Annotated in this window: 3 protein-coding genes; all 3 read left to right on the top strand. The window is 71.3% G+C overall.

Annotation, left to right across the window (positions count from 1 at the left end; all coding sequences use genetic code 11):
* The first annotated feature begins 3 nt into the window (after positions 1-3).
* Positions 4-4,641, top strand: a complete 4,638-nt coding sequence (locus KEG57_RS32005) for a VIT domain-containing protein (protein ID WP_272421104.1) — start codon at positions 4-6, stop codon at positions 4,639-4,641.
* Positions 4,638-9,107 (top strand): VWA domain-containing protein, encoded by a 4,470-nt coding sequence (locus tag KEG57_RS32000; protein WP_272421105.1) that lies wholly within the window; start codon positions 4,638-4,640, stop codon positions 9,105-9,107. Before KEG57_RS32005 ends, KEG57_RS32000 begins: the two co-directional genes overlap by 4 nt.
* A gap of 238 nt (positions 9,108-9,345) precedes the next feature.
* Positions 9,346-14,460: a DUF4215 domain-containing protein gene (locus KEG57_RS31995; protein ID WP_272459146.1), complete on the top strand. Its 5,115-nt coding sequence runs from the start codon at positions 9,346-9,348 to the stop codon at positions 14,458-14,460.
* Positions 14,461-14,511 lie beyond the last annotated feature (51 nt).

The following is a 14,511-nucleotide window of genomic DNA, read 5'->3' as shown; positions in this document are numbered from 1 at the left end:
AGGATGTCCTCGAACCGCGTTCGTCCGCGCCTCGCCCTCGTGGTGCTGGCGTTTTTCGCCCTGGTTTGTCCGGGGCTGCTCACCGCATGTCGTGAACCGGAGCGCCCGCTCCTGCCACGATCCCAGACCTGGGCCGAGCTCAGGACGGTCCGTCGCGACGTGCTCGTCGCGCCGCCCGGTGAGCCGGAACGCCCACCGTACCCACGAGAACGGCTCGTGGACGGCGAGGTGGTGCGGGTGCAGCAAAACGGGCTCGCGTGGCTCCGGCGGGACGGAGGCGCGACGCTGCTCGTCCGCGGGCCCGCTGAGCTCGTCGTCCACGCCGATGTGATCGACATCAAGCACGGGCGCGTCTTCGTGGATACGCCTGCGACGATCACGACCGAGCTCAAGACGCCGACCGGGCCGCTGCACCTCGCGCACGTGCGCGCGAGCATCGATGTGGCCCAGAAGGACGGCGCGTCGGACGTGTATGTGCTCGCCGGCGAGGTGCGCACGGACGGTTCGGCGCGCGCGACGGCCGGCGAGCGGCTCACGCTCGAGCCGCACAAGGGTGAGCCCACGGCGAAGACGTCGCCGGTGCTGACGTGGGAGGACTGGACGGGCGGCCTCGCGACAACGGATCGTTCGGCCGAACCTTCGCCGTACGGCGTGGGCACGGTGGGCGCGCGTCGGCCGGGTGAGCAAGGCGCGCCGCGCTTCCCGCTCGCGATCCAGAGGCTCGACGTGCGCGTGTCGATCCAGGACGACTTCGCGATCACCGAGGTCGACGAGCTTTTCTTCAACCCGAGCTCGGCGACGGTCGAAGGTGTGTACCGCTTCCGCACGCCCGCGGGCGCGACGCTGCACAAGTTCGGCGTGGATCGCGACGGCGTGGTGTTCTGGGGGTACGTCAAGGAGAAGCAGGCCGCCGCGGCGCAGTACCAGGCGAACGTCTACGAGGGCAGCAAGGAAGATCCGGCGCTGCTCGAGTGGGAGGCGCCGGGCGTGTACAAGGCGCGGCTCTACCCGATTTTGCCCGGACAATCGCGGCGCGTCGTGGTGCGGTACGCCGAGTGGCTCGGGCGCACGGGGGCGCGCGGAGAGCGACGGCTCTACGTGTACCCGATGGCGGCCGAGGGCGCCGAGGGGTCCTTGCCGCACATCGAGGAGCTGACGGCGACGATCGATCTCGCGCGGGCCGGCGCGCGCGAGGTGCGCACGGGCATGAGCGGCGTGCGCGAGGGCGGGACGATCAGGGTGCGCGCGCAGGACTTCGTGCCGAGGGCCGATCTCGCGATCGAGCTCTTCGACGACGGCCTCGTCGCGCCGCGCGGCTACACGGCGCCGCACACGATGGATCTCGAGACAGTGCAGCCTTCGGAGCGCGCGCACGCGATGGAACGCGCGAAGACGGAGGCCGACTACGTGATCGTGCCGGTGCGATCCGCCGACGTTCCGATCGCGAAGGGCGGGCTCGATCTGGCGATCGTGATCGACACGTCGGCCGCGACGGACGCGCCCTCGCTCGCGATCGCGCGGGCGACGACGGCGGCCTTGCTCGCGCACCTCGGCAAGGACGATCGGGTGGGCGTATTCGGCGGGGATACGTCGCTCGTGCCGGTCGTGCCGGGCAAGGACGGGCTCGCGCCGATCGACGAGGCGGGGCGGCGCGAGGTGCTCGCGCGGATGTCGCGGATCGAGCGAGGCGGCGCGACGGATCTCGGGGCGATGTTGAGCCAGGCCGCGGCGCTGCTCGATCCTTCGCGGCGTGGCGCGGTGGTGTACGTCGGCGACGGCGCGCCCACGGTCGGCGAGCTCCGGCTGCAGGAACTGCGGGATCGGATGGCGAAGCTGCCGCGGCCGGTGCGGATGTTCGGCGTGGGCGTGGGCGACGACGCGGACATGGCGCTTCTCGAAGGTCTCGCGCGGGGCGGTTTCGCCGAGCGCGTGGCCGACGCGAACGCCGCGGCGCGCGTGGCGCTTCGCTTGCTCGAGCATGCCGAGCGGCCGGTTTGGCTGGGCGCGCAGGTGGATCTCGGGCCCACGGTGGAGCGGATTTTCCCGCGAGATCTCGGCGCGCTCGTGGCGGACGAGAGCATCGCGGTGATCGGCCGCGTGACGGCTGCGGGTTTGCCGACGTCGGTGGCGCTGACGGGGCCTGCAGGTACGGTCCGGACAAACCTTCAGGTGACGCGGATCGAGGACGAGGGGGATCTGCGGCGTCGCTGGGCGGAAGGGCGCCTCCTGCAGATGATGGTCGAGGCGACGGGGCGCGCGGCGATGGTCGATCTCGGATCGCGTCACGCGATCATCACGCCGGTCACGTCGCTCTACGTGCCGACGAAGAACGAGATGACGCCGGAGGAGCGCGCCGAGCTCGAGCGCAAGAAGGGCATGGCGCGGAGCCTCGTGGAGACGAAGCGCCGGATGATGTGGACGCCGATCATCAAGGCGGACGTCGACGACGAAGAAGAAGAGGCGAACGGAGTCGCGGCCGCGGAGGTCGCTGCCGCGCCGAACGGCGACAACAAGGAAGGTGGTACGGGCACGCGGGCGAAGGGCGAAGAAGGCTCCATGGGCAGCGGCCCGGTTCGCTCGTCGGGCAACCGCTACGGCGTGCAAGGGCCCGCGGACAACGCCGATCCGCACATCGCGCGGCAACAAGCGCTGCGCGACGCGGCCGAGTTCGGGATGATCGGCATGCTGAATACGGGCGCGGGCGGCGATCCGAACGCGCCCACGGCGCCGTGGGGCCGCGACGATTCGCTCGGGAGTGATGGTCTCGCCGCGAATGGCAACCAGTGGGGCAGCACGATCGGCGACGCGTACGGCGCCGGCGGCCTCGGGCTCTCGGGCCTTGCTGAAGGCGGCGGCGGACGAGGCGAAGGCATCGGGCTCGGTTCCATCGGGACGATCGGGCAAGGCGCGGGCACGGGCACGGGGCAAGGGTTCGGCTCGGGGCACGGGCGGCTCGGCGGCACGCACAAGAGCGCGCCGCCGAAGATCATGGAGGCCCCGATCGCGATGCCGAGCGCCGCGGCGACGGCCTCGCCGGCGGCGCCTCCGCGTCCACCGCAGGCCGCGCCGTCGCTGCCGCAGGGGTTCACGAAGCAGTCGAACGCTCCGGGGGATCCGCTCGCGGGCGGGGACCTGAGTGGCAAGGCGTCCGCAGGCGAGGACAAGCCCGACGAGGCCCAGAAGCCCACGGACAAAGCCAAGCGCGTCGCCGGATCGACGGGCACGACGATCGTGGTGCACGTGGGCGACGTGCCGCATCAGGCGTCGCCGTGCAGCGGCGCCGCGCTCGTGCCGTTCGAGGAGCGCGTGGGCCTGTGGCGCGAGCGGTTCGGTCGCGTCGCGGGGAACGCGCAGGGCGTGCGCTCGGTTTATCGCGCCGCGCTCTCCGCGTGCGAGGCGCCGACGTGGCGCGAGAGGTCGAAGCTCGTGTCGCTCATGCTCGACGCGATGCCGTCGATCGCCGCGAAGGTGACGCTCTGGCGCGTGATGTTCACGGACCTCGGCGTGGCCGACGCGCTCTACCGCGGGATCCTCGCGCGCGTGCGCACCGCGCAGGAGATGCGCGAGCTTCACGCCGCGCTCGGCCTGAAGTCGATGGATCCGGGCCTGCTCGAGAAGCTCATCAAGGACACGAAGTCGCCCGACGAGCGGGTGAAGAAGCTGCGGGAGCTCGTGGCGCAGTGGCCGGACGATTTCGCGCTCGCGCTGCGGCTGCTCGACATGCTGGAGGACGCGTCGGACGACGCGGGCGCGCGTGAGCTCGGCCGGACGCTCAGGTCGAGGCCCGACGCGGACGCGCGGGTGCGGACCGCGGTCGGCGAGCTGTACTTGCGCCGCGCAGCGAAGGAGACCGACGCGGGCAAGAAGGCCGCGTACGAGGCCGAGGCGCGAAGGTCGTTCGGCGAGATCGTGGAGTTTGCCCCCGACGATCCGGTCGCGCGGCGCAGGCTCGGCGATCTTTTGAGGGCCCACGGTTGGTACGCGGACGCGGCGCGGCAGTACGAGACGCTGGCGCGGCTCGCGCCCGACGACACGAGCGTCTCGCTGCTGCTCGCGGCGGCCGCCGAGGGCATGGGCAAGCTCGAAGAGGCCATCAAGTGGACCGAGAAGGGCGGCGCAGCGGGCGCGCCCGACGCGGAGCAGAGCCCGGCCGTGACGGCGCGCGCGTTCGCCGCGACGTACCTCGCGTGGGGCCGTCTCCTCGCGCAGAAGAACGGCAAGAAGGACGAGGAACAGACGCTGCGCGCGCGGCTCCTGCGGGTGATCTCGACCGAACGCGCGGCCGGCAAGGCGCCGCGCGGGGCGCGCGTGTTGCTGACGTGGTCGCACCCCGAGTTCCATCCGTCGCTCTGGACGAACGGGCTCGGCACGCAGATGCCGGCACCCGAGGGCGACGTGACGCTGGGGATCGCGCAGGCGCTCCTCCCGATGCGTCCGGACGCACGCGTGGAGGTGCGGCTCGAAGGCGAGGACGTGGAGCATGCCGCGCGCCTCGGCGCGGAAGCGATCCTGACGATCGTGTTCGACGAGGGGGAGGACGGCGAGACCATCGTGAAGCAAACGATCCGCTTCGCGCGCGGCGGCAAGCCGGTGCGGGCGTTCGCCATCTCGAAGGGTGAGGCCCGGGAGGTCGAGCCGTGAGCGACGAGCGACGAGAAGAGCAAGACGTGAAGGGCACGCCCTCCGAGGAAGCGACCCTGGCGGCCGGAGAGGCATCCGTTCGTCCCGAAGAACCCACGACCAGCGCGGAGGAAAACGCGAGCGCGAGCGAAAGCGGAGACGAAAGCGCGAGCGCAGGCGGCAGCGGAAGCGGAGGCGGTAGCGACAGCGGTGGCGGAGGCGGGAGCGACGGCGGAAGCGACGACGACGATGATGACGACGATGGCGACGACGAGCCGGCGGCCGCCGTGCCCGAGCCTCCGCGCGTGAACGAGCGCCGTATCGTCGTGGTCACGCGTGGCGACAAACTCGACACGGCCGAATGGCTACCCGTGAGTGATCCGCGCGCGCAGGAGCAGATCCGGCGGACGCCATCGACGCCCCTGCCGCCCGAAGGCGGGACCATCCCGCCCGCGCTCTTCGCGATCGTGAGCTCGATCGTGGTCATCCTCGTGACCGTCATGCTCCTGCGCGGGCAAGGCGAACGGAAGCCGAGCCAGCCGCTCGTGCCGACCGTGGCCGATCTGCAGGCGGTGCACGCGTCGGTAACCGCCGCGGGCGTGCCCGTGCACAAGACGCGGCGGCTTTCCGAGGGGGATGTCGTCAAGACCGACGCCGACGGTCGGGCGCGCCTGCGCCTCGACGACGGCACGGGCCTCGTGCTGGATCGATCGACGAGCCTGCGCATCACGCAGAAGGGCGTGGCGCTCGAGCACGGGCGCATCTTCGTGCAGGGTGCGCTCGGCGCGCGGACCGAGATCGAGCTCGGCGAGGCCACGGGCATCGTGAGCGGCGCGAACACCGGCATCGAGCGCTCGCGCGAGCGCCCCTCGAGCGCGAAGCTCTACGCGGCGACCGAGGAGATCACGGTGCGCGCGGGCGGCGCCGAGAAGACGGTGCGCGCGGGCGAGACGGCCACGGTGGACGGCAGCAAGGTCGAGGTCGCGCCCGAGCGCGGCTACGACGACTGGACGGGCGGCATGGCCGCGCCGTGGGGCGCGAAGGGCGCGCCGCGCAGGGCCGTCGGTGAGCTCTGGGGTCGGCCGGAGGGTCGGCAGGACAACCCCGGCGACGCCGGCTCGCCGCTCACGATCCGCGCGCACGACGTCGAGGCGACGGTCGCGCGCGAGCTCGCCGAGACCGAGGTGCGGACGACGTTCTTCAACGCCGGCAGCACGTACGTGACCGGCGACTATCGCCTGGCGATCCCGCCGGGCGCGATCGTGGCGCGGTTCGCCTCGGTCCGCATTGGCAACCCGAACGAGGGACACATCGCGCTCGCCACGCGTGATCTACGCGGCCCCGGGAGCGGAAGCTCGAGCGGCGAGGTGCTCGAGTGGGCCGGCGAAGGCTGGGTCCGCGCGACGATTCCGAGCATCTCGCCCGGCGCGACGGTGCAGGTGATCGTCCGGTACGTCGAGTGGCTCTCGCCGCGGCCGAAGGGCGATGGGACCTGGGTCGTGCAGTACCGCTATCCGATGGTCTCGGATGCCGCGCCCCCGCTCATCGGCGAGTTCTCCGCGAAGATCGACGCGACGCAGTCGAGCCCGAAGTCGATCGGCGCGGGACTCGGCGCGCGCGTGACGGGCAGCACCGTCGAGCTGCGGCGGCCCGATTATCGGCCGACCGCGGACCTCGTGGTGGACGTGGCGATCGAGCCTTCGTCGTCGCCCGCGCGGCTCTTCGTGGCGCCGCCGTTCGAGGGCGACGACGATGATCCGGCTTCGACGATCCTCGTGCGCACCGAGGTGCCCGAGGCGCGCGCCGAGGACGGGGTGACGCTCGCGCTCGTGCTCGACGTCTCGTCGAGCGTGGAGCCGGCGCTGCTCGACGCGGAGCGCGCGCTCGTCGACGCGGTGCTCTCGGGCCTGGGAGCGCGGGACAAGGTGGTCGTGCTGGCCGCCGATCAAACGGTGCGTCCGATCGGACCGCCCACGATCGGGCCGGTGGACGAGGCGCGCCGCAAGGCGATCCGCGAGGCGCTCGGGCAGATCTCGACGGGCGGTGCGACGGATCTCGGCCGTGCCCTCGAAGTCGGCGCGGACGCGCTGCCGGTCGACGCGCCCGCCGGCATGGTGATCTACGTGGGCGACGGCTGGCCGACCGTTGGAGATCCAACGGTCGATCGAATCCAGGCGCGGCTCGCGCGCCGACAGGGTGGGGCGCCGCGCCTCGGCGCTGTGGGCGTCGGGCCGCTCGTGAACCGTTTCGCCCTCGCGAGCCTGGTGCGCGGCTCGGGGCCGCTGCTCGAGATCGCGGACACGACGGACGCCGCGCGTGTCGCGACCGAGCTCATCGCCGAGGCGCTGCAGCCCGCGGTGGCGGGCGTCGAGATCGTGTTCGGGACCGAGGTCGATCGCATCTACCCGCGCTCGGCGCGGGCGATCACGGCCGGCGAGACGGTCTTCGCGGTGGGCCGCGTGCGGGGCGATCCGCCTCGCTCGATCACGCTGCGCTACCGCGACGCGCGCGGCGTGCACGAGGAGAAGCGGCCCGTCGTCGTGGAGCGCGCGTTCCGCGAGCAGGACGTGGCCCGGCGCTGGGCCGCGGCGCGTGTCGAGGAGATCGCGCTGAAGGGCAAGGGGCGGGAGGCCGCGACCGACGTGGCCTTGCGCGCCGGCCTGCTCACGCCGTGGACCGGCTTCGTGATCGGCGGCCCGCGCGTCTACACGCCGACGCTCTTGCAGACGCGCATCCTCGATCTCTCGGCCGGGCCCGAGTCCGGCTTCTCCGCGGCGTTCGCCACGCCGCGCGCGGCGGCCGGGACGCTGATGAACGTCCCGCAGGAGACCGAGTCGGCCGAGGACAAGGACGACGAGGCCGCCTACAAGGCCGCGGTGGCCGAGGCCGCAGCGAGGCTGCTCGACGAGGCCGGCCCCTCGGTGCGGGCGTGCCGCGACTCGCGCGCGGCGCTCCGGCCCGAGCTCTCGGGCAAGCTCGAAGTGAACTTCTCGATCGACGGCGACGGCCGCGCCGAGAAGGTCCGCGTGAAGGGCGTGTCAGGCGCGGACGACGACGCGCTCGACCGCTGCGTCGAGGTCGTGGTGCGTGGGATGATCTTCCCTGCGAGCGGGCTCACCGTGTCGATCGACGTGACGCGCACGCTCGGCTTGCCGCCGCCGCGCGCGACGCTGCGGGGCCGCAAGTGCTCGCCGACCTCGTTCCTGCCGCTGCCGCTCCGCCGCGGCGTGTGGCGCGAGCGGCTCGACCGCGGCCAGGCCGACGTGGTGTACGTCGAAGCGAAGCAGTCGTGCGAGCTGCCCACGTGGACCGATCGTCGTGCGCTGCTCGAGCTCATCCTCGTGAATGAGCCGAACGGCCTTGCGCGCGTGGGCGTCGCCGGGAAGCTCGAGCTGCTCGGCGAGAGTGACGCGGCCGCGCTGCTGCGGCGCGAAGCGATCCGTCGCGCGCAGAGCCCCGAGGAGCTCTTTGCCATCAAGCGCGAGCTCGTGGGCAGTGAGCGCTACCCCGTGGGCACGTTCCGCAAGCAGTACCGCGCGGCGAACGATGACAAGGGGCGGCTCGCGGTCGTGCGCCGTTTCCTCGGGATCGCGCCGCACGATGCGCGGCTTCGGCGCCGGCTCTTCGCGCTGCTCGAAGCGCTCGACATGAAGGCCGAGCTCTCCGAGGAGATCCGCCGCGCCCGCCGCGATCCCTTCGCGGATGCGGGCCTGCTCGCGGACGCGGCGTCCGCGCTCCTGCGCATCGGCGACGAGGCGGAGGCGCGCCGGACGTTCGGCGAGCTCTCCGAGCGCGCCCCGCGGGACCCGTGGGCACGCGCCTTCCTCGGCGATCGCCTGCGCAACGAGGGTTTTTTCGACGACGCGTCGCTCGCCTACGCCGTGCTCGAAGAGCTCGTCCCCGAGGAGCCCGCGGCCGTCATTCGTTTTGCGCTCGCGCATGCGGGCGCGGGCCGGCTCGACATCGCGCACCGCATGCTCGCGCGTGTCACGCAGACGGGCGGTCGCGCGGGTGACGAGACGCTCGGCAGGCTCGCGGGCTACCTCGCGCACGTCCTGCTCGCCGAGGGCCGTGGTCGCCAAGGGCTCGCGGAGTCGGACACGGATCGCCTCGCGCGGGCCTCGCTCGAGCTCCCGTATCCGAACGCGGCCGTGGTCGCGCTCGTCCGCGCGCCTGCGGGCGCCCTCGCCCTCGACGTGAAGCTCCTGCGCGACAAGGCCGCCGACCCCCTCGGCCCCGACGTCGTCGCGGCGGGCGTGGGCCTCTACGCGCTCCGTTTTGGCCTCGCGGAGAAATCGCCGATCTCCTTGCAGCTCGCGCGCCCCGAAGAGCTCGCGCCCGCGCGCGCCACGAAGGTTCGCGTCGATGCGCTCGTGCCCGACGGCGACGGCAAGCCGCCGAAGCTCGTTTCAATCGACGTCGAGCTCCCGCCGACCGGCAAGCCCGTGACACTCCGCTGGACGGGCAGCGCGTTCACGTCTGGCTGATCGATGCGTCGAACGGCGGCGGATCCTGGGGTCCGCCGCTTGACGTCGCTGCCTCGGATCGGTTGTACTTTTCCACCTGGACGTTCCGAAGCGAACGTATCTCCTCAAAAACCCAAATCATTTCGGTGAATTCACCCTGCCCGGCCGGGGCCTCCGTGGCGCCGGGGCGGCGGCGTACGCCGGATGATTTGTGCCCCAACAGTCTCGAAGGCGGGGTTCGTCCCCGGAGGCTTCTCGTATGTCGAATCGATCGATCGCGCGTGCCGCGCACCTCGTGGTGCTCGCGCTCGCGCTCGCCCTCGTGGCCCTCGTGCCACGCGCCGCGCGCGCGGCGACGAATGTCACGGGCGGCAACGTCATCAACCAGACGTGGACCCCTGCAGGCAGCCCGTACATCGTCTCGGGCGACGTCACCGTGCCTGAAGGCGCGTTCTTGACCATCCAGGCCGGCACCGTCGTGCAGTTCGCGAACGGCGACGCCCAGGCCGCGGGCCTCGACTCGGCGCGCACCGAGATCACCGCCAAGGGCCAGCTCAACGTGAACGGCACGGCGGCGAGCCCCGTGACCTTCGCGGCGCAGAGCGGCTCGGGCGCGGGCATCTGGTACGGCATCGTCGTCGAGTCGACGGGCGTCGCGACGATCGCCAACGCGACGATGACGAACGCGAGTTACGCGATTCGATCGAGCGCGACGGCCATGGGCCTCGCGGTCTCGAACACGGTCATCAACAGCTCGACGTACGGCGCCTACCTCGAAGCCGGGACGCCGACGCTCACGAATGTCGAGGCGAACGGCGGCTCGTACGGCTTCTACGTCACGGGCGCGACGTCCGCGACCGTCTCGGGTTGCGCGGCGAAGAACAACTCGAGCGCGGGCATCTACGTGGTGCCGTCGAGCGGGACGACGACGAACAGCTTCGCGGGCTGCCTGGTGCAGGGGAGCGGCACGTACGGTGTGCGCACGGGCGCGAGCTCCGGTGCGACGTCGACGGTGAACGTCACGGACAGCACGCTCCACGGCAACGGCACGTACGGCGTGTACGTGTTCGCGGCGACGGGCGGCTCGACGACGGTGAACGTGAAGAGCTCCAACGTGACGGGCCTGGCGTCGAGCCCGCAGCAGTACGGCATCTACCGTGTGACGGCCAACGGCACGACGGCAGTGACGACGACGTACTCGAACGTGTGGGGCAGCTCGAGCGCCGACTACAGCAGCGCGGCGGCGGGTACGGGGTGTTTTTCGGCAAACCCGCTGTACGTGTCGGTCCCGACGAACATGCGGCTGACGTCGAACTCGCCGTCACGCTTCGCGGGTGACGCGGGCGGTGATCTCGGGCCGCTCGACTACACGAACGACGCGACGCCCGGCTACCACGGGACGTTGTGGGTCAACACGACGCTGACCCTCGCGGGGTCGCCGTACACGCTCGCGGGCGACATGACGGTGGGACCGAGCGCGAAGCTCACGATCGAGCCTGGCGTGGTGGTGAACTTCTCGAACGGCGACCTCATGGGGTCGGGCGACGACACGGCGCGCGGCGAGATCCGGGTGAACGGCACGCTGGACGCGCTCGGCACGAGTGCTTCGCCGATCACGCTGCGCGCGACCACGGTGGGCGCGGGCAACTGGTACGGCGTCGTGGTCCCGTCGACGTCGAAGGGCGCGACGCTGACGAACGTGAACCTGCAGTACGGCTCGTACGCGGTGCGCTCCGCGGCCAACGGCTCGCTTCTTTCGCTCACGAACGTGGCGAGCGACTCGTCGACGTACGGCGTCTACCTCGAAGCCGGCACGCCGACGCTCACCAACGTCACCGCGAACAACGGCTCGTACGGCTTCTACGTCACGGGCGCGACGTCCGCGACCGTCTCGGGTTGCACGTCGAAGAACAACACGAGCGCGGGCATCTACGTGGTGCCGTCGAGCGGGATCACGACGAACAGCTTCACGGGCTGCCTGGTGCAGGGGAGCGGCACGTACGGCGTGCGCACGGGCGCGAGCTCCGGTGCGACGTCGACGGTGAACATCACGGACAGCACGCTCCACGGCAACGGCACGTACGGCGTGTACGTGTTCGCGGCGACGGGCGGCTCGACGACGGTGAACGTGAAGAGTTCCAACGTGACGGGCCTGGCGTCGAGCCCGCAGCAGTACGGCATCTACCGTGTGACGGCCAACGGCACGACGGCGGTGACGACGACGTACTCGAACGTGTGGGGCAGTTCGAGCGCCGACTACAGCAGCGCGGCGGCGGGTACGGGGTGTTTTTCGGCAAACCCGCTGTACGTGTCGGTCCCGACGAACATGCGGCTGACGTCGAACTCGCCGTCGCGCTTCGCGGGTGACGCGGGCGGTGATCTCGGGCCGCTCGACTACACGAACGACGCGACGCCCGGCTACCACGGGACGTTGTGGGTCAACACGACGCTCACGCTGGCGGGTTCGCCCTACACGATCGCGGGCGACATGACGGTGGGACCGAGCGCGAAGCTCACGATCGAGCCTGGCGTGGTGGTGAACTTCTCGAACGGCGACCTCATGGGGTCGGGCGACGACACGGCGCGCGGCGAGATCCGGGTGAACGGCACGCTGGACGCGCTCGGCACGAGTGCTTCGCCGATCACGCTGCGCGCGACGACGGTGGGCACGGGCAACTGGTACGGCGTCGTGGTCCCGTCGACGTCGAAGGGCGCGACGCTGACGAACGTGAACCTGTTGTACGCATCGTACGCGGTGCGCTCGGCGGCCAACGGCTCGCTCCTCTCGCTCACGAACGTGGCGAGCGACGCGTCGACGTACGGCGTCTACCTCGAAGCCGGCACGCCGACGCTGAAGAACGTCACGGCGAACAACGGCTCGTACGGCATGTACGTGACGGGCACCGCCGCGCCCACGGTGCAGGGGTTGACCCTCAAAGGGAACTCGACCTTGGGCCTGTATTTCGTGCCGAATAGCGGCAATTCGATCACGACGGTCGAGAACGCCCTCATTCGCTCGAGCGGCACGTACGGCGTGCGCACGGGCGCGTCGAGCGGCGCGGCCGGCACGCTCAACCTGACGAACGCGACGATCCACGGCAACGGCACCTACGGCGTGTACGTCTTCGCGGCGACCGGCGGCTCCATGTCCGTCAACATCAAGAACGCCATCATCACGAGTCTGGCGTCGAGCCCGCAGCAGTACGGCGTCTACCGCGTGACCGCCAACGGCACGACGGCGGCGAACATCACGTACTCCAACGTCTGGGGCAACACGAGCAGCAACTATTCCAGCGCCGCCGCGGGTACGGGCTGCATCTCGCAGAACCCGAACTTCGTCAACGCGCCGACGGACCTCAAGCTCGCGTCCGGGAGCGTGTGCATCGACGCGGGCACGCCGATGGGCGCGCCGAACTCGGACATCGAAGGCAAGATCCGCCCGATCGACGGCGACGGGATCAACGGCGCCGCGTACGACATGGGCGCCTACGAGTACGCGCCGGCCTTCTTCTGCGGCGACGGCGTGACGAACAGCGGCGAGATCTGCGACGACGGCGTGCAGAACGGCCAGTACGGCTACTGCAAGGCCGATTGCTCCGGGCCCGGCCCGCGTTGCGGTGACGGCATGGTCAACGGCCCCGAGCAGTGCGACGATGCGAACGCATCGAACACGGACGCCTGCTTGACCACGTGCGTCACGGCCTCGTGCGGCGACGGGTTCGTGCAGGCGGGTGTCGAGCAGTGCGATGACGGCAACACGTCGAACGGCGACGCATGCCTCGCGATGTGCGTCCCGGCCTCGTGCGGCGACGGCTACGTGAACGTCGGCGTCGAGCAGTGCGACGACGGGAACATGTCGAGCACCGACGGCTGCGTCGCGGGCTGCAAGACCGCGTCGTGCGGCGACGGCCACGTGCAGATAGGCGTCGAGACCTGCGACGACGGGAACACGTCGAACAGCGACGCGTGCCTCGCCTCGTGCCAGCCCGCGTCGTGCGGCGACGGCCACGTGCAGGCCGGCGTCGAGCAGTGCGACGACGGGAACATGTCGGACACCGACGGCTGCCTCGCGAGCTGCAAGCCGGCCTCGTGCGGCGACGGCTTCGTGCAAGCGGGCGTCGAGCAGTGCGACGACGGGAACATGTCGAACGGCGACGGCTGCCTCGCGAGCTGCAAGCCGGCCTCGTGCGGCGACGGCTTCGTGCAAGCGGGCGTCGAGGAGTGCGACGACGGCAACATGGTGAACAGCGACCAGTGCCCGTCGACGTGCAAGAATGCGGTGTGCGGCGACGGCCACGTGCAGGCGGGCGTCGAGGAGTGCGACGACGGCAACCTGACGAACGGCGACGCGTGCCTCAACGCCTGCAAGAACGCGACGTGCGGCGACGGCGTCGTCCAGCAGGGCGTCGAGGCGTGCGACGACGGCAACGCATCGAACACGGACGCCTGCGTCCTCAATTGCAAGAGCGCGTCGTGCGGCGACGGCTACGTGCAAGGCGGCGTCGAGGCCTGCGACGACGGCAACCAGAACGACACCGACGGCTGCAAGAACAACTGCAGCCTGCCGGGGTGCGGCGACGGCATCGTGGGCCCGAACGAGGAGTGCGACGACGGCAACGTGTCGAACACGGATGCGTGCCTCGTGACGTGCAAGAACGCGACGTGCGGCGACGGGTTCGTCCGCGCGGGCGTGGAGGCGTGCGACGACGGCAACACCGACGACACCGACGAGTGCCCGACGACGTGCAAGGACGCGACGTGCGGCGACGGGTTCGTCCTCGATGGCGTCGAGGAGTGCGACGACGAGAACAGCTCGAACTCCGACGCTTGCGTGCAGGACTGCAAGGCCGCGGCCTGCGGCGACGGCTACGTCGAGCTCGGCGTCGAGACCTGCGACGACGGCAACCAGAACAACGACGACGCGTGCTCGAACCTGTGCACGAGCGCGACGTGCGGCGATGGCGTGGTGCAGCCGGGTGAGGCTTGCGACGACGGCAATGCGTCGAACTTCGACGCCTGCCTGAGCGGCTGCCTCAAGGCGAGCTGCGGCGACGGGTTCGTCTGGGGTGGCACCGAGGAGTGCGACGACGCGAACGGCGTCTCCGGCGATGGCTGCACCTTCGACTGCAAGCTCGAAGGTCAGGGCGGCGCCGGCGGCGGCGGCGGCGACGGCGGCATGGGCGGCGACGGCGGCATGGGCGGCGCCGGCGGCGCCGGCGGCGAAGGCGGCGCGGGTACCGGCGGGCGTGACCCGGGCAGTGACGAGAGCTGCGGCTGCCGGACCGTCGGCGAGACCCGCGACGCGGGCAGCGCGGTCGTCCTCGTGCTCGCGGGCGCGCTCGTGGCGGCGCGTCGGCGGCGCAAGGCGGCGTAGTTCGTCCGAGTAACGAAAAAAGAGCGGCGGCGTCCTCCGGGATGCCGCCGC

Source organism: Polyangium jinanense (genome assembly GCF_028435365.1).
This window is presented reverse-complemented; position numbering and strand designations above follow the sequence as displayed.

What these genes read in the sequence shown, in the direction of transcription:
- KEG57_RS32005 (WP_272421104.1), top strand. Translation starts at nt 4, where the DNA reads ATGTCCTCGAACCGCGTTCGTCCGCGCCTCGCCCTCGTGGTGCTGGCG.
- KEG57_RS31995 (WP_272459146.1), top strand. Translation starts at nt 9,346, where the DNA reads ATGTCGAATCGATCGATCGCGCGTGCCGCGCACCTCGTGGTGCTCGCG.